Source organism: Dactylosporangium sp. NPDC000244, from assembly GCF_040300725.1.
Taxonomy (GTDB): Bacteria; Actinomycetota; Actinomycetes; order Mycobacteriales; family Micromonosporaceae; genus Dactylosporangium.
In genome coordinates, this window is the sequence record NZ_JBEPEH010000004.1 from 385,151 (window position 1) to 408,025 (window position 22,875).

General features: G+C 74.7%; 20 protein-coding genes. 4 read left to right on the forward strand and 16 right to left on the reverse strand.

The window, feature by feature from the left end; translation table 11 throughout:
• Positions 1 to 75: 75 nt before the first annotated feature.
• The 4 genes from ABT369_RS08380 to ABT369_RS08395 all read right to left on the reverse strand — a co-directional run bounded on the left by ABT369_RS08380 (position 76) and on the right by ABT369_RS08395 (position 4,341).
• Complete coding sequence (locus ABT369_RS08380; protein WP_350611041.1) at positions 76 to 1,041, reverse strand: ABC-2 membrane transporter-related protein; 966 nt, start codon at positions 1,039 to 1,041, stop codon at positions 76 to 78.
• On the reverse strand, positions 1,038 to 1,934 hold the full coding sequence (locus tag ABT369_RS08385; protein WP_350611042.1) for an ABC transporter ATP-binding protein: 897 nt from the start codon (positions 1,932 to 1,934) through the stop codon (positions 1,038 to 1,040). Before ABT369_RS08385 ends, ABT369_RS08380 begins: the two co-directional genes overlap by 4 nt.
• Complete coding sequence (locus ABT369_RS08390) at positions 1,931 to 2,329, reverse strand: GntR family transcriptional regulator (RefSeq protein WP_350611043.1); 399 nt, start codon at positions 2,327 to 2,329, stop codon at positions 1,931 to 1,933. Before ABT369_RS08390 ends, ABT369_RS08385 begins: the two co-directional genes overlap by 4 nt.
• Positions 2,330 to 3,132: 803 nt before the next feature.
• Entirely contained in the window at positions 3,133 to 4,341 is a 1,209-nt protein-coding gene (locus ABT369_RS08395; RefSeq protein ID WP_350611044.1) for a tetratricopeptide repeat protein, read from the reverse strand.
• Between the two features lie 66 nt (positions 4,342 to 4,407).
• Between ABT369_RS08395 and ABT369_RS08400 the strand changes: the two genes are divergently transcribed.
• The gene (locus ABT369_RS08400) at positions 4,408 to 4,773 is read left to right on the forward strand and encodes a DUF2203 domain-containing protein (RefSeq protein WP_350611045.1); all 366 of its coding nucleotides are present in this window, start codon (positions 4,408 to 4,410) and stop codon (positions 4,771 to 4,773) included.
• Positions 4,774 to 4,830: 57 nt separating this feature from the next.
• Positions 4,831 to 6,048 (forward strand): aromatic ring-hydroxylating oxygenase subunit alpha, encoded by a 1,218-nt coding sequence (locus ABT369_RS08405; protein ID WP_350611046.1) that lies wholly within the window; start codon positions 4,831 to 4,833, stop codon positions 6,046 to 6,048.
• Here ABT369_RS08405 and ABT369_RS08410 read toward each other — a convergent pair.
• The 9 genes from ABT369_RS08410 to ABT369_RS08450 are packed head-to-tail and all read right to left on the reverse strand — an operon-like array spanning position 5,934 to position 15,307.
• On the reverse strand, positions 5,934 to 7,295 hold the full coding sequence (locus tag ABT369_RS08410; protein ID WP_350611047.1) for a hypothetical protein: 1,362 nt from the start codon (positions 7,293 to 7,295) through the stop codon (positions 5,934 to 5,936). The genes ABT369_RS08405 and ABT369_RS08410 overlap by 115 nt on opposite strands.
• The gene (locus ABT369_RS08415; RefSeq protein WP_350611048.1) at positions 7,292 to 8,545 is read right to left on the reverse strand and encodes an ATP-grasp domain-containing protein; all 1,254 of its coding nucleotides are present in this window, start codon (positions 8,543 to 8,545) and stop codon (positions 7,292 to 7,294) included. The genes ABT369_RS08410 and ABT369_RS08415 overlap by 4 nt, the downstream gene beginning before the upstream one ends.
• Before the next feature lie 14 nt (positions 8,546 to 8,559).
• Entirely contained in the window at positions 8,560 to 9,789 is a 1,230-nt protein-coding gene (locus tag ABT369_RS08420; protein WP_350611049.1) for an MFS transporter, read from the reverse strand.
• Complete coding sequence (locus ABT369_RS08425; protein WP_350611050.1) at positions 9,786 to 11,009, reverse strand: ATP-grasp domain-containing protein; 1,224 nt, start codon at positions 11,007 to 11,009, stop codon at positions 9,786 to 9,788. Before ABT369_RS08425 ends, ABT369_RS08420 begins: the two co-directional genes overlap by 4 nt.
• A complete protein-coding gene (locus ABT369_RS08430) occupies positions 11,006 to 11,323 on the reverse strand; it encodes an avidin-fold protein (protein ID WP_350611051.1) in 318 nt (105 codons plus the stop codon). Before ABT369_RS08430 ends, ABT369_RS08425 begins: the two co-directional genes overlap by 4 nt.
• Positions 11,320 to 12,606, reverse strand: a complete 1,287-nt coding sequence (locus tag ABT369_RS08435; protein ID WP_350611052.1) for a SidA/IucD/PvdA family monooxygenase — start codon at positions 12,604 to 12,606, stop codon at positions 11,320 to 11,322. Before ABT369_RS08435 ends, ABT369_RS08430 begins: the two co-directional genes overlap by 4 nt.
• Positions 12,593 to 13,603 carry an NAD(P)/FAD-dependent oxidoreductase gene (locus tag ABT369_RS08440; protein WP_350611053.1) on the reverse strand — a complete coding sequence of 337 codons (1,011 nt, stop codon included), beginning with the start codon at positions 13,601 to 13,603 and terminating at the stop codon, positions 12,593 to 12,595. Before ABT369_RS08440 ends, ABT369_RS08435 begins: the two co-directional genes overlap by 14 nt.
• The gene (locus ABT369_RS08445; protein ID WP_350611054.1) at positions 13,603 to 14,967 is read right to left on the reverse strand and encodes a class I tRNA ligase family protein; all 1,365 of its coding nucleotides are present in this window, start codon (positions 14,965 to 14,967) and stop codon (positions 13,603 to 13,605) included. Before ABT369_RS08445 ends, ABT369_RS08440 begins: the two co-directional genes overlap by 1 nt.
• On the reverse strand, positions 14,960 to 15,307 hold the full coding sequence (locus ABT369_RS08450) for a cupin domain-containing protein (RefSeq protein WP_350611055.1): 348 nt from the start codon (positions 15,305 to 15,307) through the stop codon (positions 14,960 to 14,962). The genes ABT369_RS08445 and ABT369_RS08450 overlap by 8 nt, the downstream gene beginning before the upstream one ends.
• A gap of 156 nt (positions 15,308 to 15,463) precedes the next feature.
• On the opposite strand from ABT369_RS08450, the gene ABT369_RS08455 reads away from it, so the two are divergent.
• The gene (locus ABT369_RS08455) at positions 15,464 to 18,715 is read left to right on the forward strand and encodes an AfsR/SARP family transcriptional regulator (RefSeq protein ID WP_350611056.1); all 3,252 of its coding nucleotides are present in this window, start codon (positions 15,464 to 15,466) and stop codon (positions 18,713 to 18,715) included.
• On the opposite strand, the gene ABT369_RS08460 is transcribed toward ABT369_RS08455, so the two are convergent.
• Both ABT369_RS08460 and sigJ read right to left on the reverse strand, forming a co-directional pair.
• On the reverse strand, positions 18,678 to 18,872 hold the full coding sequence (locus ABT369_RS08460) for a hypothetical protein (RefSeq protein WP_350611057.1): 195 nt from the start codon (positions 18,870 to 18,872) through the stop codon (positions 18,678 to 18,680). The two genes, ABT369_RS08455 and ABT369_RS08460, sit on opposite strands and share 38 nt — an antisense overlap.
• A gap of 5 nt (positions 18,873 to 18,877) precedes the next feature.
• On the reverse strand, positions 18,878 to 19,732 hold the full coding sequence (gene sigJ, locus ABT369_RS08465) for an RNA polymerase sigma factor SigJ (protein ID WP_350611058.1): 855 nt from the start codon (positions 19,730 to 19,732) through the stop codon (positions 18,878 to 18,880).
• A 69-nt stretch (positions 19,733 to 19,801) separates the two neighbouring features.
• Between sigJ and ABT369_RS08470 the strand changes: the two genes are divergently transcribed.
• A complete protein-coding gene (locus tag ABT369_RS08470; RefSeq protein WP_350611059.1) occupies positions 19,802 to 20,392 on the forward strand; it encodes a P-loop nucleotide/nucleoside kinase family protein in 591 nt (196 codons plus the stop codon).
• A gap of 20 nt (positions 20,393 to 20,412) precedes the next feature.
• Here the strand turns inward: ABT369_RS08470 and ABT369_RS08475 are convergent, their stop codons facing one another.
• Complete coding sequence (locus tag ABT369_RS08475) at positions 20,413 to 22,785, reverse strand: ABC transporter permease (RefSeq protein ID WP_350611060.1); 2,373 nt, start codon at positions 22,783 to 22,785, stop codon at positions 20,413 to 20,415.
• Positions 22,786 to 22,875 lie beyond the last annotated feature (90 nt).

The window sequence follows — 22,875 nt, forward strand, 5'->3', positions numbered from 1 at the left end:
TAGTCCCGGATCAACGCGACGGGACAGCTGGTCTGGTGGCTCGCGCCGATTGACGGTCGCGTCAGTCCTTCTGGGTCAGAACGCGGGACGCCGGATCCGCCGGAAGACCAGCGCCAGCAATAGCACGGCCAGCCCGACGAAGATGACGGTCTCGATGAGCTGGAAGGTCCAGTATCGCTCCATGGGCTGGTAGACGACCCAATGCTGGATACCGTGGTCGTGGAGGTAGATGGTGGGGTCGCCGCCCCCTTCACGAGCCTTGCCCTCCATGATGACGGCGCCGAGTCCGGTGATGCGCCGGCCGTCGGCGTCGACGAACCCTTGGTCCAGGATCATGTCCCGCGCGTTGGACGTGCCGTCGGTGATGTCGCCGGACCCTGGCACGAACGCCTCGATGCGGGTGACCGGCATGACGAAGTGCGGACGGATCCAGCCGGCGACGGTGACGCGCACCGCCAGGAAGGACACGAGCGCCCCGGCGGCCGCCGGCAGACTGCGGCGCAGCACCGCTCCGGCCACGACACCCAGCGCAAACGCAAACAGTGTGTACGCCATGGGCGTGATGCCGGTGAGATCGAAGGCGGTGATGTCCAACCCGCCGCCCAGCAGATCAAGCGGTCGCCGATACCAGGCGATCACTGCGGACAGGCCTGCGGCGAGAAGGACGCTGACGGTGCCGAGCACCACGATCTTGACGGCCAGCCAGCGCCTGCGGGGCACTGCCTGAGTCCAGACCAGCTGCCAGGTGCCCGCCTCCAGTTCACGGGCGAGCAGCGGCGCGCCGAGGAATCCGCCGATCGCGTACGGCGCGAAGTTGAGCAAAATCAGCACAGTGGTGGTGTAGCCGTAGTCCTGCTGGAGCCGAACCAGCGCGGAGCGGCAGGCCTGGTCCAGCGGTGGTACCAGGCAGTGCGCCGAGCCCAGCGGGAACAGGGCGTGCATCGGCCGGCCGAGTACGAAGAGCGCCACGGCGATGACGCCGACGAAGATCGTCAGGGCTAGGGCCTCGGTGCGATGCTGGCGCCACATCATCCACGTCATGCCGTCTCCTCCTGGGACTCGGCGGCCTCGGCGTCGACGGGTCGGCGCAGGTAGGCCAGGACCAGCTCTTCCAGCCCGACGGGGTTTGCCTGCCAACCCGGCATGATCGGCGCCGCTGCTTGGCGTACCAGCATGGTGGTGTGTCTGTCGCTGTGCTTGACCTCGACCACGGACCGGGAGCCACGGGGGTCTGTCTTGACCCGCGGACCAACGAGCAGGCGGTGCTCGGCGAGCAGCGTGTCGATGTCGCCGCTGAGCATGACCTGGCCGTGGTTGATTACTACGAGGTGGTCGCAGACCCGTTCGAGCTCGTGGACGGCGTGGGAGGAGAACAACACGGTCAGTTCGCCGTCGGCGACCGCGCTCATAAGGGTCTGCTGGAACTCCTGCCGCGCCAAGGGATCCAGACTGGACATCGGCTCGTCGAGCACCAGCAGATTGGGTCGCTTGGCCAGCGCCAGCGCGAGCGCCACCTGGGACTGCTGCCCTCCGGAGAGCGCGCCGGCGCGGGCGTCCAGCGAAATGCCCAGCTGGGTCAGGCGCCGTGCGGCCAGTTCGTGGTCGAAGCGCACGTTGCACGAGCGGCCGAAGCGCAGCAGGTCCGCTACGGTGAACTGGCGGTAGAGCGGGTGGTCCTGCGCAAGGAAGCCGATGCGGGTCAAGGCCTGCACGCTGTTCGTGGCGGGCGATTCGCCGAACACCTCGACCGATCCCACCGTCGGCGTGAGCAGACCGACCGACATTCGCAGCAAGGTGGTCTTGCCGGCGCCGTTCGGGCCGACGAGTGCGGTGACACTACCGGGCGGCAGTTCCAGCGTGCAGTTGCGCAAGGCCCAGGCCTTGCGGTAGCGCTTGCCGACGTTCCGGGTACGCAGCGCGGGCTGGATCGTCATGCCGTCTCCGTCGCCGTCCTCGTCTGGTGGTGGACGCTGGAGAAGAGCGCGGCGATCGTGTGATCGTCGAGCCCGGCGGCGTACGCACGGCGCAGCCAGGTTTGCAGGCCGTGTCGCAGCGAGGTGTAGGTGGCCGGGGGCACCGCAGCCGGCAGGGTGTCGTTGACGAAGGTGCCGTGGCCCGGCCGGCCGGTGACGAGATTCTCCTGCTCCAGCTGGCGGTATGCCTTCGCCACGGTGTTCGGGTTGATGGCGAGGGACTCGACAACCTCTCGGATCAGGGGCAGGCGGTCGCCGGGTTGAAGGAAACCCAGCAGGACTGCCTGCTGGACCTGCTGGACCAGCTGCAGATACGGCGGTATGCCGGAGCCGGTGTCGAGCCGGAAGTGGAACAAAGGACCTCCCTGGCTTTACTAATGGCGTAGTAAAGCAGTAAAGCCAATGGTCGTCAACGGGAGCTCCACCGGCGCGTTCGGCGATGGCCGTGGAGGTGGTGCCCGCGTAGCCGTCAAGGTTGAACAGGTCGATCGCCGCATCTTGTAGTCGCCAGGACATCGACCGGCGCCTTCATCGGCGCCACGCTCGCCAGCGGCTATGCAGTCCCGGCCGCACCGGCGCATGCTGCACCGACGAGACCGGCCGGTGAACGCCGGGGCGGCGCGCTGCTGGTCTATCTGGTCGGGCTGGCCTGCGCGTTCGGATGACGTTCCGTCGCGCAGTGGCGGGCAACCGGGGACGTCGGGCTGCGGCTGGACGCCGGCGCGGCGTTCAGGCGGGGGACGCCGTGACGTGTCCAATGCCTGTTCGGCTTGTTCGAGCAGCAGCCGAGCGCTGTTGGCGTAGAACGACGCGGTGCTGGGGTTGATGCCGAACACGATGCTCACGCACTGGGCGCGACCGCCTCCGCGTGGGCCGCGGACGCCGGCCCGGCCAGACCGATCACGACCAGCGCCACCGGCACCGGCATTCGCCGCACCCGAGCCACGTCCCGCTCGCCCGTCGCACATCCACCTCGTCCGAACGGGCCACCCGGCGCGGCTCGAAGAGACGATAAGTGCAAAATGCCCGATTCGTCACCATCGGCGACCGCCGTGTCACGGCGAAGTCCCCGGACGGGTGACCGCGGTCGCGGCGGTTCAGAGGCAGACGGCACCGTCGCGGGCGGCGGGTCAGGGGCGGGCGGCGACGGCGCGGCGGGTCAGGGGCGGGCGGTGCCGTCGCGGGCGGCGGCGAGGTGGACGCGGGCCAGGGTCAGGGCCTGGTCGTCGCGCGGCTCGGTGCGGGACAGCGCGGCGACCACGCGCTCGTGCCAGGTCACCGCGAGGGCCGGGGCGCCCGCGTCGTCGAAGGCCTCCGCCACCTCGGCCAGGTAGCGCACGGTCGGCGGCGCGTCGGGGCCGTCGCGCTCGGCGAGGAGGGCGAACAGTCGCTCGTACACCTCCTGGGCCGCCGCCTCGTCGCCCGCCGCCAGGTGCGCCTCGGCGAGGTCGTCCAGCGCGTCGTCGGGCTCGCCCTCGGCCGGGTCGTGGTGGACGGGCTCGTAGAGGGGCACGGCGCGCTCGGGGTGGCGGCCGCGCAGGTACACGCGGGCGAGGGTGTCCCGGGCCGCCCGCGTCTCGGGCGCGTCCGGGCCGTGGCGCAGCTCGTGCCACTGCAGCGAGGCCTCGTACTGGGCGGTCGCCGCGCCCAGGGTGCCCATCCGCTCGTAGAGGTCCGCGAGGCGCTCGAGGCTCGCGAGCACGATCGGGGCGCCCGGGCCGTGGACGCGTTCGAGGCTCTCGATCGTGCGGTGGTACTGCCGCTGCGCCCCCAGCAGGCTCCGGTACGCCCGCAGCGCGCCGCGGTGCAGGCTCGCGTAGCGGATCGTGTCCCGCTCGTAGACGGCCGCGAGGGCCAGCCGCAGCCCGACGGTGCGCCGGTGGTCGGGGCCGAGCCCGCGCACGGCGTCGGCGATCGCGCGCCGCAGCAGGTGCCGGGCCGCCGCGGTGTCCCCGGCCCGCTCGTGGGCCTGGGCCAGCCGCAGCCGCGCGTGCGCGGTGGCCGCGTGGCGGGGGCCGGCCGACCGCAGGGCATCGGCAAGCACCGCCTCGAGCACCGTGGCGTCGCCGCCGGCGGCGTGGGCGAGCGCGGCCCGGGTCTCGAGCACCTCGGGGTCGTCACTCGCCCGGGTGCGCAGCTGCTCGTCGAGGATCGCGGTGAGGTGCGCGGCGGCGACGGCGCGGCGCTCGTCGAGCTCGCTCAGCCGCTCGGCGAGGGCCAGCCGGTCAGCGAGGGCCAGCCGCTCGGCGAGGTCCAGCCGGTCGGCGAGGGCGGGACCGGCGGCGGTGGTCAGGGCGGCCTCGATGGCCGGACCGAGCCGCTCGCGCTCCGCGCCGGTGCCGGCCTCCCAGGCCGCGATCAGGTCCACGATCGGAGGCTACTCCGGCGACACCCGGTGGGGGTGATCTTCACGTGGGGTGGGAGGGTGTGCGCCATGGTGCTGTTCACCGTCCCGCAGGCGCGGGCGGAGCTGGCTCGCATTCGGCCCTCGCTCGATCAGCTGGTGGCGGTCCGCGCCGATGCGGCCGAGCTGGCGGCGGCCCTCGCGCCCGGCGGGCCGCCCACCGCGCTCGGGGGCATGGCGGAGCTCAAGGCGGCCGAGGCGCTGCTCGACGAGCTGATCACGGCGGTGCAGGCGACGGGGGCGCACCTCAAGGGGCTGGCGCCGCTGCTGGTGGACTTCCCGGCCGAGCTCGACGGGGCCGACGTGCTGCTGTGCTGGCTCGAGGGGGACGCGGGGATCAGCTGGTACCACCGGGTCGACCTCGGCTTCGCGGGCCGGCGGCCGCTGACGGACTAGCCGCGGACACCCCGGCGGCGCATTTACACGGGGGTCGCGCTGCGCCAGGCTTGACGCATGACGCAACCGCCGGCGGCGCCGCTCGACCCGGCCGGGATCGAGCCGGCGCTGCGCCCGTTCGGGTCGAGCCGGACCCTGCCCGCCGCCGCGTACACCGATCCGGCCGTGCTCGCGTGGGAGCGCCGGCACCTGTTCGCGGGCGCCTGGACCACCCTGGGCCGCCTCGACGAGCTGTCCGAGGGCTGCAACCAGCGCGCGGTGACGGTGGGTGACGTGGGGGTACTGCTCACCTTCGGCGACCGCCCGCGAGCGTTCGCGAACCTGTGCCGGCACCGGGCGCACGAGCTGCTGGCCGACGGCGAGACCGCGGACCGGGCCTCGGCCGTGTGCCCGTACCACGGCTGGGCGTACCGCCTCGACGGCTCGCTCGCGACCGCCCCGCGCATGGCCGGCGTCGCGAACTTCGACGGCCACGAGCTCGGCCTGGTCGAGCTGCCCGCCGCCGTCTGGCACGGCTGGCTGCTGGTGAACGCGGGCACCCCGGCGCCGCCCGTGGCCGAGTACACCGGCGCGCTGGACGGCCTGCTCCGGCCGTACACCCTGGAAACCCTGCGACTGGGCGCCCGGCACGTGTATGCGGTCGAGGCGAACTGGAAGGCCATCGTCGAGAACTACCAGGAGTGCTACCACTGCCCGCTCATCCACCCGGAGCTGTGCAAGGTGTCGCCGCCGACGTCCGGCGACAACTGGGCGCTGCCGGGCGCCTGGATCGGCGGCACCATGGACCTGCGCGAGCACGCCGAGACCATGTCCTTCGACGGCCGCGGCACCGGGGTGTTCATCGAGGGCGCCCCGCGGCGGACCATCCTCTACGTCACGCTCTTCCCCAACCTGCTGATCTCCGCGCACCCCGACTACGTGATGACGCACCGGCTCACGCCGCTCGCGCCGGGGCGCACGGAGATCGAGTGCAGCTGGTACTTCCCCGAGGGCATCGACGACCCGTCGTACGCCGCCGACTTCTGGGACCTCACCAACCGCCAGGACTGGGCCGCGACCGAGTCGGTGCAGCGCGGGCTGAACTCCCCGCACTACGTGCCCGGGCCGCTGGCGGACAACGAGGACGCCGTGTACCAGTGGATCTCCCTCGTCGCCGCCGCCTACCTCGACCCGGTGGCCGCGATCGCCGCCGCGTGCTCGTGGAACACACAGCCGGTCAGCGACCCGCTCGCCACCACCGCCCCCGCGTCCGAGCCCGGCACCGCCCGCACGTAGGTGCCCGCGTAGCCGCGCCCGGTCAGGAACGCGCCCCACACGGCGACCCACGGCCGCAGCGTGCCGTCCGGCTCCGGGATGAGCTCCGGCTCGGGCACGACCCGGCGCTGCAGCACGTACGGGCCGCCCTCGGCCCGGCGCAGCTCCCGGTCCCACTCGTCCGGCCCGGTGCGCCACCCGGCCACGAACCCCGTGCCGCCGTGCAGCATGGTCGCCTTGAGCACGAGACGTTCCCGGTCCCGCCGCGCGTAGGCGAGCAGGTCGGCCCGCTCACCGTCGACCGTGACCGCTCCCGGCCGCAGCATCCGGGTCCACGGCAGGACCCGGTCGACGACCTCGACCTCGGCCGCGTCGAACCGGTCGCGGTGGCGCTCGTCGGAGAGCAGCGCCAGGGCCGCCTTGCTGCCGTAGAGCTCCGACGCGATCGGGGTGAACATCGCCACCTCGCCCCGGGCCGCCGCGGCCAGCAGCGGGTCGAGCAGGGCCGGGCCCTCGGGGCGCAGCAGGTCCTCCATGAGGAACAGGCGGTACACCACCTCGACCCGCCGCCCGGCCAGGTACACCCCGCCGTCGCGGCACTCGACCTGCCCCGCGTGCCCGACCAGCGCGTCGATGCCGAACTCGCCGAGCCGGGCCGCGGTCTTGCGCAGCATCGGCTCCAGCTCCGGATAGCTCTCCGGCCAGTCGACGATCGCCACCACCGGGCTGCCGCCGGCCGCGCCGGTCTCGTCGCGCAGGGTCTCGCACAGCGCGGCCATCGTGTCGGCGTAGCCCAGGCCGTGCTCGGCGGCGAACTCGGCGAAGTGCGGGCTGTCCAGGTACGCCGCGTTGAGGAACGAGTTCTCCAGGCCCCCGACCGCGCCGCTCACGTTGAGCTCGAGCAGCTTGAAGCCCTCGGCGTCGGGGTACAGGTCGGCCCGCGACAGCCGGGTCACCTGCCCGCCGGCCGCCCGGGCCGCGTCCACCTGCGGCCCCTGCGCCCCGGCGGCGGCCGCGAACGCGCCCGCGTCGCCGCCGAAGAGCCGCGCCGGCAGGCCGGTCAGCAGCCCGTGCAGGGTGCGCAGGTCGGCGTCGAGGCGCTCCCGCTCGGCCCGGGCCAGGAACAGCGGCCGGGCCAGGTGGCCGTTGCGGTAGATGGCGTCGTTGAGCCCGGTAGCACGGACCGCCTTGGCCAGCTCCTCGGCCGGCATCCGGCCCGCGGCCACCGCGGCCAGGTAGGCGTCGGTGACCGCGTTGCGGCTGCTCATGCCTCGGCCCTCTCGATCTCGATGCGGCTCTCGATCGCCTTGATGCGCTGGTAGTCGGACTCGATGGCGTCCGGGTCCGGCCCGGCCAGGATGACCCAGGCCAGATAGGTGACCAGGTCGTCGGTGGCCGGCACCAGGTCGCCGGTGCCGAGCGGGAAGTGCTTGTCCACGAACGTGGGCAGCGCGTCGACGCCGTCGAAGATGTCGCCGTTGCGCCAGATGCCGGTGGCCGGCGAGGAGACGAAGACCGCCGAGAGGTGCTGGCGCAGCTCGTAGCCCGGCTTGAACTCCCCGCGCAGCCGGTGCGCGACCGTCCGCGCGATCTGGCTGTCGCCGGTGGACATCCGCGTGATCATCTGGTGGCCGCCGCCGGCCGGGCGGGCCGCGGTCTCCATGAGCCGCGGGCCGTGCTTGGTGAGCATGACCTCGCTGTGCCCCGGGCCGTTGCGCACGCCCAGCGCGTCGAGCACGTCGAACACGTAGGGCGCGACCTCGGCCACGTCCGGGTCGTCGGGCGCGAGGAACTGGACCCGTTCGTAGATGCCGATCCGGTCGTCGCGGCGGTGCTTGGCGTAGCGGCACACGTCGACGAGCCCGTGCCGGCCGTCGACCGAGTAGGTGTCGACGAGGTACTCGGTGCCCTCGCCGAACTCCTGCACCAGCACGGCGTCGTTGCGCACGCCGGTGTGGTTGATCTTGCCGATGATGCGGTCGAAGACCGGGTGCCAGTCCTCGCCGGGCAGGATCAGGTGCACGTCGTCGGTGGCGCCGGACTTGGGCGGCTTGACCACGAACCGCTCCCCGGCCAGGCCCTGTTCGGCGATCCAGCGCTCGATCTCGTCCCGGTCGGCCGAGCAGAACTGGCGCAGGTGCGGCAGTCCGGCCCGGGCGAGGGCCTGGGCCATGTGCCACTTGTCCCGCCGGTCCAGGGTGGACGCCGGGTCGTTGCCCGTGCCGGGGCACAGGATCGCGGCGAGCGCGTCGCACAGCTCCACGCCCATCTCGCTGCCGGCGACCAGCCACTGTGGACGGTACTGCCGCAGCTCCTGCGCCATCTGCTCGGGCGTGCGGTCGCCGAGCACGTGCACGGCGACGAAGTTCTCCGGGTGCCAGGTGTCGTGCACGGCCTCGACGGCGTGCTCGGCCATCATCACCGCGACCGGTTCGAGCCCCTCGGCCCGGAAGGCGCCGGCGTACTCGTGCCCGGTCGACACCGGCTCCACGATGACCGCGTACCGCTTCTCCTGCATGGTCACTTCCCTTCTCAGGACTCGTGGGCGGCGCCGACGCGGCGCATCCCGAACCAGGCCGCGGCCAGCCCGGCCAGGCTGGTCAGGCCGAAGACCCACCACACCGGCGGGCCGAGCGCGAGCCACAGCGCGACGCCGCAGACCGGCCCGAGGACCGTGCCGAGGCCGTACATCGCCTGGGCCGCGCCCTGGTACCGGCTCAGCAGCTCCTCGGGCGCGGCCAGGGCCGGGAAGGCGAACATCGTCGGGCCGCCGATCAGCTCGGCCAGCGACCACACGACGGTGCCCGCCACGAACGCGGCGACGCCCCACTGCAAGCCGTACAGCGAGTGCCCGAGCGCCAGCAGCGCGAACCCGGCCGCGGCCACGTAGCGGGGCGGGCGGCGCTGGGTCACCTTGGTCATGAGCAGCTCGAACGCCACCACCATGAACCCGTTGAGCGACAGCATCGCCGCGTACCAGCCGGTCGTCAGGCCGGCCGAGCGCATCGCCAGGGGCAGCACGGCGACGTACTGCACGTAGACGAAGACGTTGAGGAACATGGCGAGCAGGAACAGCGTGTAGCGCCGGTCCCGCAGCACCGGCAGGTACCCGCCCCGGTCCCCGCTCTGCGGCGCGTGCTCGCCGCCGCCGCGCGGGAACAGGAACACGGCCAGGACCGCGAACGCCGCCGTGGAGGCCGCCTCGACCCAGTACAGCAGGTCGTAGGAGACGGCCACGAGCAGCGCCCCGAGCAGCGGAGCGGTGGTGGCGCCGATGTTCTGCACCAGCCGGTACACCGCGAAGATCATCACGCGGCGCTGCTTCGCGGTGTGCGTGGCCAGCATCGCCGAGGCGGCCGGGCGGAACAGCTGGGTGCTCGCCCCGACCAGCGCGACGACGACGAGCACGGCCGCGTACTGGTGCAGGTACAGCACGGCCGGCAGCAGCACCGCGGAGCCGGCCATGCTCAGCAGCGTCGTCGGGCGCGGCCCGAGCCGGTCGCCGAGCGCGCCGCCGGCCAGCAGCCCGGTGACCAGACCGGCGCCGTAGACGCCGAGGGCCCAGCCGGCCTGGGCCGAGGAGAAGCCGCGGGCGGTGAGGAACAGCACGAGGTACGCCTGGAAGAACGTCCCGAGCTGGTTGACGAGCACGCCGGCGAGCAGGGCCCGCACCGGCGCCGGGGTGGCCCGCAGCGTGGCGAGCACCCCGGCGTCGGCCGGCTCCGTGCGCGGCTCGGCCTCGACGCCGGCGACGCCGGTCATGACGTCACCCGCAGGTCGGCCGCGGCGGCGTCGAGCGCGGCCGTGACCTCGGCGGCCGTGGGCGCCACGGCGGTGACGAAGCCGAGCCGGCCCATGGTGGTGCCCTTCGGCGGCGGCGAGGCCACGGTTCCCGGCCCCGCCACGAGCACCATGCGGTCCACCGCCGCCGGCAGCGGCTCCCCGGCGAAGCCGATGGTCGCGATGCGGGTGTCCTCGTGCTCGGCGTAGAGGAACCGGACCCCGGCGGTCAGCGCCCGGCCGGGGCGCACCCGCGGCTGGATGCCGCAGCAGGCCGCCGCGGCGGCGAGCCCGGGGGTGACGCCGGTGGCCCGGGAGCCGAGGTAGGGGATCAGGTCGCCGCCGAGGCGCGCGTTGACCTCGATGACGACCGGGCCGCCGGTGGTGAGCCGCAGCTCGGTGTGGGTCACGCCGTCGGCGAAGCCCAGGGCGTCGTGGGTCCGCTGCAGGATCGTCGCGATCGCCTCGTCGCGCAGCAGCGGGTCGGCCGCGTCCACGAGGTGCCCGAGCTCCTCGAAGTACGGCGGGTAGCCGAGCTGCTTGCGGGCCAGCACCATCGGCGTCACGCGCCCCCGGTGCACGACCGCGTCGACGGAGATCTCGGGGCCGTCGGCGAAGCGCTCCACGAGCACCGAGACCTCGTAGGCGGGCGCCCCGGGCACCGTGGTGTCCCGCGCGAACGCGAAGTTCGCCTCGAGCTGCCCGGGCGTGTCGACGCGCACGACGCCGAGGCTGGCCGCGAGCGCCCGCGGCTTGAGCACCACCGGGTAGCCGATCCCCGCGGCCGCGGCCAGGGCGTCCTCGACGGAGGCGACGAGCACCGACTCCGGCTGGGCGACCCCGGCCGCGGCGAGCGCGGTGCGGGTCAGGTGCTTGTCGCGGCAGGCGGCGACGGCGGGCGAGCCCGGGCCGGGCAGGCCGAGGGCCTCGGCGAGCCGGGCCACCGGCAGCACGAACGCCTCGTCCCAGCACAGCACCCCAGACACGTCCCCGGCGTCCTTGGCCGCGACCGTCAGCGCGTCGGCGTCGCTCAGGTCGGCCAGCCGGGTCGAGCCGGCGAGGTACGGCTCCTCCCAGGTGGGCGCGGCCGGGCTGACGAGGTGCAGCCGGTAGTGCGGCGCGATCTCCTCCAGCAGGTACCGCCGGTAGTCCTTGTGCCCGGTGCCGACCAGCAGCACGAGCGGCCTGTCCGCCGTGGTCATGCCCGCACCTCCTCGATGCGCGACACCCCGGCCGAGCCGTCGGCGCGCCGCCACCGCTCGGTCAGCCGCAGCCGCCCGTCGGCGAGGCGGTCCGGGGTGCTCACGCAGGTGCCGGCGACCACCGCTCCGTCGGCCATGACCTGGCAGTAGGCCGCGCTGATGACGCCGTCATCGCCGCACGTGCCGACGAGCCGGCCGCTGCGCACGGGGCCGCCCTCGAACTCGGCCCAGACCAGCGAGCCGTCCTGGTGGTAGCGGCCCCGCGCGCCGTTGGGCACCTCCGGCTGCACGACCAGGCCCTCGTAGCGGTTCACGCGATCCACCGGACCGGGCACAGCTCGTCGATGACGTGGAACACGTCCCGGCCGGCCATCGCGTTGATGACGGTCGCGGCCCGCACGGGCAGCAGGGTGAGGTTCGCGTCCGGGACGCCGTGGCTGTACCGCGCCCGGTTGAGCACGAAGATGCGGTGCCCGTTCATGCCCTTCCAGCGCAGCGAGTAGTCGGGCTCGATGAGCATGTCGCCGTCGTCGTCGTACTCGACGCGCTCGGCCAGGTCGTCGTCGAACGGCACCGGGCTCGCCTCGCGGCCCACGGCCACGACGATGTGCCGGGCGCGGTGCTCCTCGCGGCCGCCGGGGGTGTCGCAGCGCATGACGAGCTCGTCGCCGACGGCTCCGGCCTCGATGCCGACGGACACGACGTCGCGGCCCGGGTACAGCACCGCCGGGAACCGGTCGAGGTCCAGCATGCGGTCGTAGTTGGCCTGGTACAGCACCCGCAGCGCCCCGGGCGTGAGCGCGTCGCCGGTCGGGCCCTGCTCGACCACGAGCCGGCGCCGGGTGCCCCGGGACAGCTGCTGCAGGAACTGCTGGTGGGCCGGGCGGTAGAACTCGTTGGCGACCGGGGAGTCGTCGATGGTCTGGAACCACTGCCGCCGGCCGAGCCAGCGCACGTCGGTGAAGCCGGCGCCGATGAGCTTCAGCACGCACTCGAGGCCGGTCTGCCCGCCGCCGACGACGGCGATCGGGACGCCGAGGTCGCCGCGCAGGGCGTCGAGCCGGCCGGTGAGCTCGTCGGCGATGAACACGGCGTGCTCCGGCAGCCCGCGCATCCACTCCGGGCGGGTGGCCCGGGTGCCGACGCCGACGGACAGGTGGTGGGCGCGGGCGACCGGGCGGCCGCCGGCGAAGAGCTCGAACCCGTCGCCGGTCCAGGTGACCCGCTCGATGGGCGTGTCGTAGTGGATGCCCTCGATGCGGCGGGCGGCCCAGGTGAGGTACCGCACGTACTCCAGCCGCGGGATGGTGTCGAACTGGGCGTTGAGCAGGGCGAAGAGCCGGCCCGAGGTGACCAGGTAGTTCATGAACGTGAGCCGGTGCTGCGGGTCGACGAGCGAGACGAGGTCCTTCATCCACGACGTCTGCATCCGCACGCCCGGGCTCAGCAGCGCCGGGTGCCAGGCCGGGCCGGGCTGGTTGTCGAAGAGCGCGATGCGGCCGAGGCTCGCGGCGGGGAACAGGGCGGCGAGGCTCAGGTTGGCCGGACCGGCCCCGATCCCGGCCACGTGGTACTCGGGCACGTCATTGCTGGACACGCGATTCCTCCTGGGGGTGTTGAGGGAGGGCCGGGGCGCGGTCGTGCCGCGCTCCGGCCAGGATCTGCTCGGCGGCGCGGGCGCTGGCCGCGAGCACGGTCTTGGCCGCGCCGCCGGAGCCGCCGGTGAACGCCCGCACCCGGCCGCCGGTGCCGGGCACCTCCCGCAGGCGCAGCACGGGCGGGTCGGCGTAGCAGTCGGTGGCGTCGGCCCGGCGCACGGGCGGGCCGAGGCGCAGCCCGGGCAGCCGGCGCCGCAGCAGCCGGGCGACGTCGGCGGGCGGCCGGGACGGCGGGTCGCCGGGCGCGACGCCCCACTCCTCGCCGGCCACGCCCGCGAGCAGCAGGTCGTCGCCGAGCGGGATGCCGTAGAGCGGGCCGTCGGCGAAGATCGGCGGGAGGGGGCCGCGGCAGCGGTGCACGGTGTACCGGATCGCCTTGACCCGCAGCCCGAGCGTGTCGAGCCCGGCCCGGCCCAGCAGCGCGGGCGTCCACGCGCCGGCCGCGTAGACGAGCACGTCGGGCTCGCCGGCCAGCCGCGCCCCGATGCGCACCGCCGGCCGCCCGGCCAGGTCGGCCAGCACCGCGGCGCGCAGGGCGGCCGGGTCGATGCGCCCGCCGCTGTCGTCGCGCACCGCGGTCGTGCCGGGCGCCAGCGACGCCCAGCCGAGCTCGGTCAGCTCCCGCTCGCCGACGATCCGGGCGTCGAGGCCGGCCAGGGCCCGCTCGTCCGCGGGCCCGACGATGACCGACGGCCACGGCCGGAAGTCCGCCCATCGCCGCAGGTCCGCGTCCGCGCGCAGCTCCGCGAGGCTGGCCACGGCCAGCTCGCGCTGCTCGGGGTGCGGCTCGTAGCCGCGCACCGCCCCGCCCGAGACGCTCGTCGCATCGCGCAGGCCGGGCGGCCCGGTGGCGAGCTCCACGTCGATCCCGGCCCGCGCGAGCCGCCACGCGAGCAGGGAGCCGGCGATGCCGGCGCCGACGATGCCGACCCGCATCAGCGCCGGCCGGTGAGCACGGCCCGCAGCGTCGCGGCGTCGTCGCTGCCCGCGGCGAGCAGCGCCAGCAGGGCGCGGGCGGCGAGCGGGGCGTCGAAGCCGGTATAGCGCAGCGCCAGCTCGCCCCGCTGCCGCTCGGCCGCCAGCAGCGCCGGGGGCAGGGCGCCCTCGGTGCGCACGCCGTCGAGCAGCGGCCGGACGTGGGCGGCGAACGCCTCGAACGACTCGCGGGTGAAGTCGCTGCCGACCCGGTCGGGCCGGTTGAACGCCAGGAACAGCCGCACGATCCCCGGGTCGGCGTCGGCGAGCAGGTCGTTGGCCCACACGGCGTGGTTGCGGCTGGTGGAGAACTTGAACCCGTCGAGCGTGAAGAACCGGTTCACCACGCTCATCCCGGCGAGGCGGCCGAGGTCCACGCCCGCGGTCGCGAGCAGGGCCGGCCACATGATGCCGTAGAAGTAGGCGTTGTCGATGCCGTAGAAGTTCCACATGCCGCGCACCCGGCGGTTCCACACCTCGGCGAAGGCCGCGGGGTCCTCGGCCACGCCCGGCCGCAGGGCCTGGGCCACGCCGCGCACGAAGTTCAGGCAGACCTCGACGTACACGTCGAGGCGCATGCCGTCGATCGGGCCGGTGCCGGCGACGCCCCAGTCGGTCGGGTAGGCGGCCGGGATGGCCGGCAGGGGCCGGGCGAGGGCGGTGTCGATGAGGGCGCGCACGTCGACGGGCAGCTCGGCGCGCAGCCACAGCGACTGCAGCGCTGCGCGGTGGGCCTCGAGGTCGAGCACCGGCACGGCGGCCGTGAACGGCACCGGGGCGCCGCCGCAGCGGGCGCAGCGCACCTCGACCATCGTCTGGGCCGAGGTGAAGCCGCCGCAGCCCTCGCAGCCGCCGCCGCAGGCCTCGTGGCCGCAGGCGCCGCACAGGCCCTCGACGTAGGAGTGGTGCAGGGTCCGGGCGCAGCCGGCGCAGCGGTGCAGCTCCAGCTCGCGCAGGGGCAGGGCGCCGCGCTCGACGAGGCGGGCGACCATCGTGGCCATCGCCGGGGCGTAGCCGGGGGCGCGGGGGTCGACGAAGGCGTCGTACTCGATCCGGGCCCGCCGGAACGCCTCCACGATCTCGTCGCGGTAGCCGTCGACCATCTTGTCCACGTCGACGCCGTCGAGCTCGGCCCGGGTCAGCACGTAGTTCTGGTGCACGTCGACGCCGGCCATGGCCAGCACGTGCTCGCCGCGGGCGCGGGCGGCCCGGGCGGCGAAGTCGGCGGCGAGGTAGGGCCCGGACAGGTGCCCGACGTGCAGCGGCCCGTTGGCGGTCGGCGGCGGGATGGACACGACGTCCACCAGCGGCTCGGGCTCAGCCATGGTTGGCCTCCGCGTACCAGTAGGCGCTGAACACGACCAGGGGCTCGTCGGGGCGGCGGTTGTGCACCACGTGCCGTTCGCCGGATTCGAGCAGGAATGCGTCGCCGGTCCGCACATCGACCGGTTCCTTCCCGTCCACCTCGACGGCGGCGTCGCCCCGCACGACGATCGACAGCTCCAGCTCCGGGTGCTGGTCGGCCGGGCTCACCCCGCCCGCCGGCACCTGGTACCACATCGCGCGGAACGGCAGCGCGCCCACGCCGTCGTAGCCGTCCCACCGGAACACGTCCACGCCGCCGACGGGCCGGTTCGGCCCGCGGCCCAGTTGATAGGTCCGCATGGCGGATGACTATCGACGCCCGCCCCTGCGCCGCGGTTGCGGTCGCCTGCGGTGCCCGCTTGCGGTTCGCCTGCGGTGCCATTCACTCACCGGGGTTTACGAATCTCGAATCCGACGGACCCGAACGAGTGGCCGATCAAGCGATAGTGTTCGATCGTGCAGTTTCGATTACTCGGCGCGGTCGAAGCGGACATCGCCGGCCGCCCGGTCAAGCTCGGCTGGCGCCAGGAACGCTGCCTGCTGGCGTTGCTGCTGCTGGAGAACGGCCGCCCCATCCACAACGAGCGGCTGGCCGAGCTGATCTGGGAGGGCGAGCCGCCGCCCGACCCGCGGGCCGCGCTGCAGGTGGTGGTCGCCCGGCTGCGGGGCCACCTCAACGCCGCCGACGCCGCCGCGCACGGCGTGCGCCTGGTGACCAAGGGCGACAGCTACGCCCTCGAGGTCGCCCCCGAGCAGGTCGACGTGGCCCGGTTCAAGATGCTGGTGGCCCGGGCCCGCACCTCGGAGCACCCGGACCGGGCGGCCGCGTTCCTGCGCACCGCCCTGCGGCTGTGGCGCGGCCCGGCGCTGGCCGACGTGGCCGGGCCCTGGCTGCGGCGGCGGGTCACCGACCCGCTCGACGAGCTGCGGCTGGCCGCGACCGAGGAGCTCATGGACGTGGAGCTGGCCGCGGGCCGCCACCACGAGCGCATCGCCGAGCTGACCCAGCTCGTCGCCGAGCACCCGCTGCGCGAGCGGCTGCGGGGCCAGCTCATGGTCGCCCTGCACCGGGAGGGCCGCCGGGTCGCCGCCCTCGACTCCTACGAGCAGCTGCGGCGCACCCTGCGCGACTCCTTCGGCCTGGAGCCGGGCGCCCAGCTGCGCGAGCTGCACGGCCGCATCCTGCGCGCCGACCTGCACCCGGAGCCGTCGGCGCCCGAGCCCGCCCCGGCCCCGCCCGCGGCCGTGACCACAGCCCTGACCGCTGCCGCAGCCGTGGCCGGGCAGCCGGCGCGGCCGGTCGCGCCGCGGCCGCCGACGCCGGCGGAGCTGCCCGCGGACGTGGCCGGGTTCGTCGGGCGGACCGAGGAGCTCGCCCGGCTCGACGCGATGCTGCCCGAGGCGGCCGGTGGCGGAGGACCGGTCGTGGTCACGGCGATCGCGGGCACGGCCGGGGTCGGCAAGACGGCCCTCGCGGTGCACTGGGCGCACCGGGTCGCGGGCCGCTTCCCCGACGGGCAGCTCTACGTGAACCTGCACGGCTACGCCTCCCGCGACCGGCCGGTGCCGCCGATCGAGGCGCTCGGCGGGCTGCTGCGCTCGCTGGGGGTGCGGGAGGACCGGGTGCCCGACGACGTGGGGGCGGCCTCCGCGCTGTACCGATCCATGCTGGCCAGCCGCCGCGTGCTGCTGTTCCTCGACAACGCCCGCTCGGTCGAGCAGGTGCGCCCGCTGCTGCCCGGCGGCCAGGGCTGCCTGGTGGTGGTGACGACGCGGGACCGGCTCACCGGGCTCGTCGCGCACGACGGGGCCCGCCGGATCACGCTGGACATCCTGCCGCCGGAGCAGGCGCGGGCGCTGCTGAGCGACATGCTCGGCGCGGACCGGGTCGCCGCCGAGCCGGAGGCGGCCGCCGAGCTCGCCGCGGCCTGCGCCTACCTGCCGCTCGCGCTGCGGATCAGCGCCGCCGACCTCATCAACCACCCGCACCGCGGGATCGCCGCGCACGTGGCCCAGCTGCGCGCCGCCGACCCGCTCACGGCCCTGGCCGTCGACGGCGAGCGGGCCGTGCACAGCGCCCTGGAGGTGTCGTACCGCTCCGTCCCGCCCGACGCCCAGCGGCTGTTCCGGCTGCTGGGCCTGGCGCCGGGCAACGACTTCACCGCCGCCGCGGCCGGGGCCCTGGCCGGGCTCGGCGGGGCCGAGGCGGCCGGGCTGCTCGACCGGCTCGCGGCCGCGCACCTGGTCGTCGAGCCGGCGCCGGACCGGTTCACGTTCCACGACCTGCTGCGCTCCTACGCGCGGGCCCGCGCGACGGCCGACGACTCCGCCGAGGAGCGCACGACGGCGCTGCGGCGCGTCTACGACTGGTACCTGGGCACCCTCGACGCCGCCGCCCGGCAGCTCTATCCGCAGCTGGTGCGGCTGCCGTACGCCGGATCCGCGCCGGCGGCCACGTTCTGCGGCACGGCCCAGGCCCGGGCCTGGCTGGAGGCCGAACGGCAGAACCTCGTGTCGATGGTCCGCCACGCGGTCGCCGACGGCTACCCGGAGATGGCGTGGCGGCTCGCCGACGCGATGCGCGGCTTCCTGGCCCAGGGCGGCCACCTGTTCGCGTGGCTCGTGGTCAGCCGGGCCGGGCTCGCCGCCGCGGAGATCTACGCCGACGTCAACGGGCAGGCCGCGATGCTCATCGGCCTCGCGCACGCCAACCAGTGGCTGTGCCGGCACGACGAGGCGGTCGAGTCGCTGCGCTGCGCGATCCGCCTGGCCGAGACCGGCGGCTGGACCGAGGGCCTGGCGTGCGCGCGCAACAACCTCGGCATCTTCTACGACGAGCTCGGCCGCCCCGACGACGCCCTGGAGCAGCACACCGGCGCGATCCGGCTGGCCCGCGAGCACGGCTCGGCCCCGCTGCTGGTCGCGTTCCTGGACTCCCTCGGCCACCACCATCACGTGACCGGCCGGCTCGCCGAGGCCACGGAGTGCCTCGACGAGGGGCTGCGCATGGCCGAGACCCTCGGGGAGGCGTCGCGGACCACGGCGTACCTGCTGGAGTCCCTGGCCGCGACGTACCAGGCGCAGGGCCGGCTCACCGAGGCCCTCGAGCACGCCCAGCGGGCCTTGGCGCTGTGCCGCGAGGTCGGCAACCGGCTGCACGAGACGACGATCCTGTCGCTGCTGGCCGCCGTGCACGCCGACCTGGGCCGCCCGGAGCGGGCGCTGGAGCTGGCCACCGCGGCCGTCGACACCGCCCGGGACCTCGAGGGCAGCTACGGCACCGCGCAGGCGCTCATCGCCCTGGCGCTGGCCAGCCGCGGGGTGGGGCGGCCGGAGCGGGCCGCCGAGCTCTACGGGGAGGCGGGCACGCTGCTGGCCGACGTCGGCGCGGCGTACCACCGGGCGGCCGCCTCCGTCGGGCTGGCCGGGGCGCTGCACGACCTCCACCGGCTCGACGCGGCGCTCGACCACGCCCGCAGCGGGCTGCGGCTCACCGAGCGGGGCGGGTTCCGGATGCTGCGGGCGCACGCGCTCGTCACGATCGCCGAGATCCAGCTCAGCCGGGGCGATCGGGTGCGGGCGCTGCTGGCGGCGCGGCGGGCCGCGGACGCGCACCGCACGAGCGGCAGCGTGGCCGCGGAGGCACGCATCCGCGGGATCCTGGCGCGCGCTAGCGCCGGTTCGCCGCTTTCTGAGCTAGCACCATGAGCCCCGCGCCGACCAGGGCGCAGATGACGCCCAGCACGACGTAGACGGTCACCCGGGCCCAGCTCGTCGGCTCGTGGCCGATCTCCACCCGCACGCCGATGCCGAAGAGCACCGCGACGACGAGAAAGCCGATTCCGGTCGGCCGTGGCCATGTCATGGCGCCTAGTACAGCACATTCGTCCAAGCGCGCAGCTTCTCCGGATTGCGCACCGCCCAGAAGCGGGTGATCCGCCCGCCGGCGACGTCGAACGCGACGACCGTGGCCGTGACCCCGTCGAGCTGGGTCACGACGCCCGGCTGCCCGTTGACCGTCCGCTCCAGCACCACCAGCCCCGGCACCAGCCGCATGATCTCGACGAGCCCGTGCGCGATCCGCTCCGCGCCGACGATCGGCTCGATCGCGGCCTCGACCAGCCCGCCGCCGTCGGAGACCGCGACGGCAGCGGGGTCGAGCAGCCCGATGAGCGCGTCGATGTCGCGGGCCGCCCAGGCCCGCGCGAACGCCCGCACGACCTCGGCCCGCCGCTCCTCCGGCCCGCGCCGCACCCGCGCGGAGGCGACCCGCCGCCGCGCCGAGGAGGCCAGCTGCCGGCAGGCCCCCGGCGACCGGCCCACGATCCGGCCGACCTCGGCGAAGGAGTAGCGGAAGACGTCGTGCAGCACGAACGCGACCCGCTCGGCGGGCGTCATGGTCTCCAGCACCACCAGGAACGCCATGGCGACGGACTCGTCGAGGGTCACGCGGTCCGCGGGATCGGCATCGGTACCGCCGGCCAGCGGCTCGGGCACCCACTGCCCCACGTAGCGTTCCCGCCGCACCCGCGCCGAGCCCAGCAGGTCGAGACAGATCCGGCTCGTCACCGTGGTGAGCCACGCACCGGGCGAGACGATCTCGTCGCGCTGCCGCGGCTCGAGCGCGTACCACCGCGCGTACGACTCCTGCACCACGTCCTCGGCGTCGGCGAGCGACCCGAGGAGCCGGTACGCGATGTTCAGCAGTTGCCGCCGCTCCCTCATACCCCTCCTGACGAACCAGCGCCCCGTGGTGTGAGCCGGGCCCGCGCGCCGGGCCGGTAGGGTCGGGGCGTGCACTTCTGCCAGCGGTGCGACGACCCGATCGCCATGGCGCCCGACGGGGAGCTCGCCGTCTGCCCCGACTGCGGCCACACCGAGCCCGCCCGCCGGCTCCCGCTCTTCGTCGTCACCGGCGCGTCCGGGTCCGGCAAGACGGCCGTGCTGGCGCACCTCGTGCGCGAGCTCCCCGAGTGTCTCGTGTTCGACGGCGACTGGCTCATCGGGCCGTTCGAGCGGGCGTGCGAGTTCGGCGAGGTCGACTGGCCCGCGCTGCGCGACGCGTGGCTCAGCGTCGCGCACGGGGCGGCGCAGAGCGGGCGGCACACGGTCCTGCTCGCGCCGTTCACCCGCGAGCAGCTCGACGGGCTCGCGGGCCGGCGGTGGGTCACGGACGTGCACGTCGCGGTGCTCGACTGCGCCGACGACGTGCGTGCCGCGCGGCTCGAGGCGCGGTCGCGGTGGCGCGAGCGGGCGGTCGAACGGCATCTCGCGTTCGCCGTCCACCTGCGCGCCACCGCCGGCACCGTCGTGCGCACCGACGACGGGCCGCCCGAGGAGTCGGCCCGCCGGGTGGCCGAGTGGGTGCGCGCCCGCATCGGCTGAGCGGTTATCGCCCTGGTTCATTATTCGAAGCGCAGGCCCTCGGGGCGCATGAGGCGGAACAGGGGCGGCAGGCTGGCGAGGGTCACGAGCAGGACGACCCCGGCCGCGATGCCGGACACGACCCCGACGCCGGCCCAGTCCAGCCGCAGCTGGACCACGACGATGCGCAGCAGCAGCGCGCCGAGGGCCAGGCCCAGCCCCGACGCGACGAGCAGGCCGAGCGCGACCGGCACCGCCGTCTGCCACAGGATCGACCACGCCATGGTGCCGCGGCGGGTGCCGAAGGCGACGAGCGCCGCCAGCGTCCGCCGCCGCTCGCGCAGCTGCTCCAGGGTGCCCACGAGCAGGCTCAGGCCGACGAGCACGAGCACCACGGCGGCGCCCGCGAACAGCCCGCGCCGGATGCTCGCGAACGTGGAGTCGACGTCGGTGGACGACAGGATGCTCACGTCGGTCGCCGGGCCGATGCGCATGGCCGCGTTGCGCAGGTGCTCGGCCGCGTCCGGCGCGCCCGGGTCCAGGCCGACGAACGTGTAGTAGCGCGCGTCGAGGGGCTCGGTGAGCGCCTTCGGGGCCGCGCCGGTGGTCACGAGCAGGCCGTCGTGGTCGGTGCCGTAGGGGTCCCGCCGCTCCCTGGCCGGCTTGAGCTGCCGCGGCACGCGCCAGGTGGGCTTGGCCGAGTCGTCCTCGCCCCCGCCGACGAGCACGTCCCGGCCCGCCGCGACGGTGGCGTCGTCGCCGCTCATGCCGTGCTGCGCGAACGACGCCGGGTCGACGGCGAACACGTCGCCGTCGGCGCAGGCGGGCAGCTCGGCGAGGATGCGCAGGGTCTCGCAGTCGCCGATCGCGATCTCGAAGATCTTCGGGTCGCCGCCGCCGTCCGCGGTGCCGTCCCCGCCGGGCAGGATCGCGTACGTCTGCCGGTACGTGTGCAGGCTCGTCACGCCCGGGCTCCCCCGCAGCTCGGCCTCGGCCTGGGCCGCGGAGCGCACGGGCACCGACGCGCTCGGCTTCACCATGGTCACGGCCTGGGCCTCGGCGGTGTTCTGCCGGCTGGCCGTCGTGTTCTCGGCCTCGGCGGCCGCGAAGAGCATCTGCAGCGCGATCGTGCCGGCCGCGGCGACCGCGACGGCGTTGACGGCCCGCAGGGCGCTGTCGTGCGACAGCTGCAGCCGGCGCACGGCGATCTGCCAGGCGACCGGGCCGCCGGAGCCGAGCCGGGCCACGAGCCGGTCGAAGATCCACGGCAGCATGGTGGCCACGCCGAGCAGCAGCAGGACGATGCCGAAGGCGGCCTGCCACACGTTGAACCGGTGCGCCCGGTCGCCGATGAGCGGCAGCACGAGGGCCAGGCCGCCGGCCCACGGCACCAGCCGCCACCAGAGCCGCCGCCTCGTCCTCGCGGCCGCCTTGCGCACTACGCCGAGCGGCTCCACGACGACCCGCCGCAGGGCGAGCAGCGTCATGAGCAGGGCGGCGAGCGGCACCGCGACGACGATCGCGAGGAACAGCGCCGGCGCCGGGTCGATGTCGGAGGCGTAGACGCTGATCGACGCGAGCTCGAAGCGCTCGGCGAACACCCGGCCGGCGTAGAAGAACCCGATGCCGAGCACGACGCCGAGCGCGGCGCTGAGCACCGCCTCGCCGGCGGCGACCCGGCGGGTCATCCACGTGTCGGCGCCGACCAGCCGGACCGCGGCGAGCCTGCGGTCGCGCTGCTCGCCGCCGAAGCGGGTCGCGGCGGCGACGAACATGGCCACCGGCATGAGCAGGGCGACGAAGATGACCACGACGAGCAGCAGCAGGACGGGCGAGAGCGGGTCGCCGGTGCTCCGTGAGCCGTAGTACGTGACCCGCATGACGTCGGGCTCGTCCTCGGTCAGGGCGTCGCGGGTGCCGTAGAAGTACAGCTCGTTCGGGCCGGACAGGCCCTCCTTGCCGATCACGCCGGCGATCGGCTGCGGGAACCGCTGGCGCAGCAGGGCCCCCTCGGGCGTGGCGAACAGGTCGCGCAGCGCCGGGGAGACGACGATCGAGCCGTCCGGCGGCAGCGCGGTCACGCCGGGCGGGACGATCGGGTGGGCGCCCTCGGGCTTGAGGAAGCGGCCGGTGACCGAGCGGTCGTGGTAGACGGACATGACCGGCAGCATCAGCACCGACGTGTCGCTGCGGGGCGGGGTCTCGCCGCCGAAGTGCATGTCGTCGCGGCCGTCGGTGCGGTGGTGGCGGCCGTCGAGGATGCCGGGGACGGAGACCGACAGCAGCAGGACCGCGACGCCGAGCCCCACCCCGAGCGCGGTCAGGGCGGTGCGGATCAGCCCCTCGCGGCCCCCGCCGAGCGCCAGCCGGGCCCCGAGCCCGATCTCCGCGACCCAGCGGCGCGGCGAGCTCATCGGGCGCGCTCCAGGTCCAGGGCGCGGCCGTCGCGGACGACGATTTCGCGGTCGGAGTAGGCGGCGACGCGGGGTTCGTGGGTGACGAGG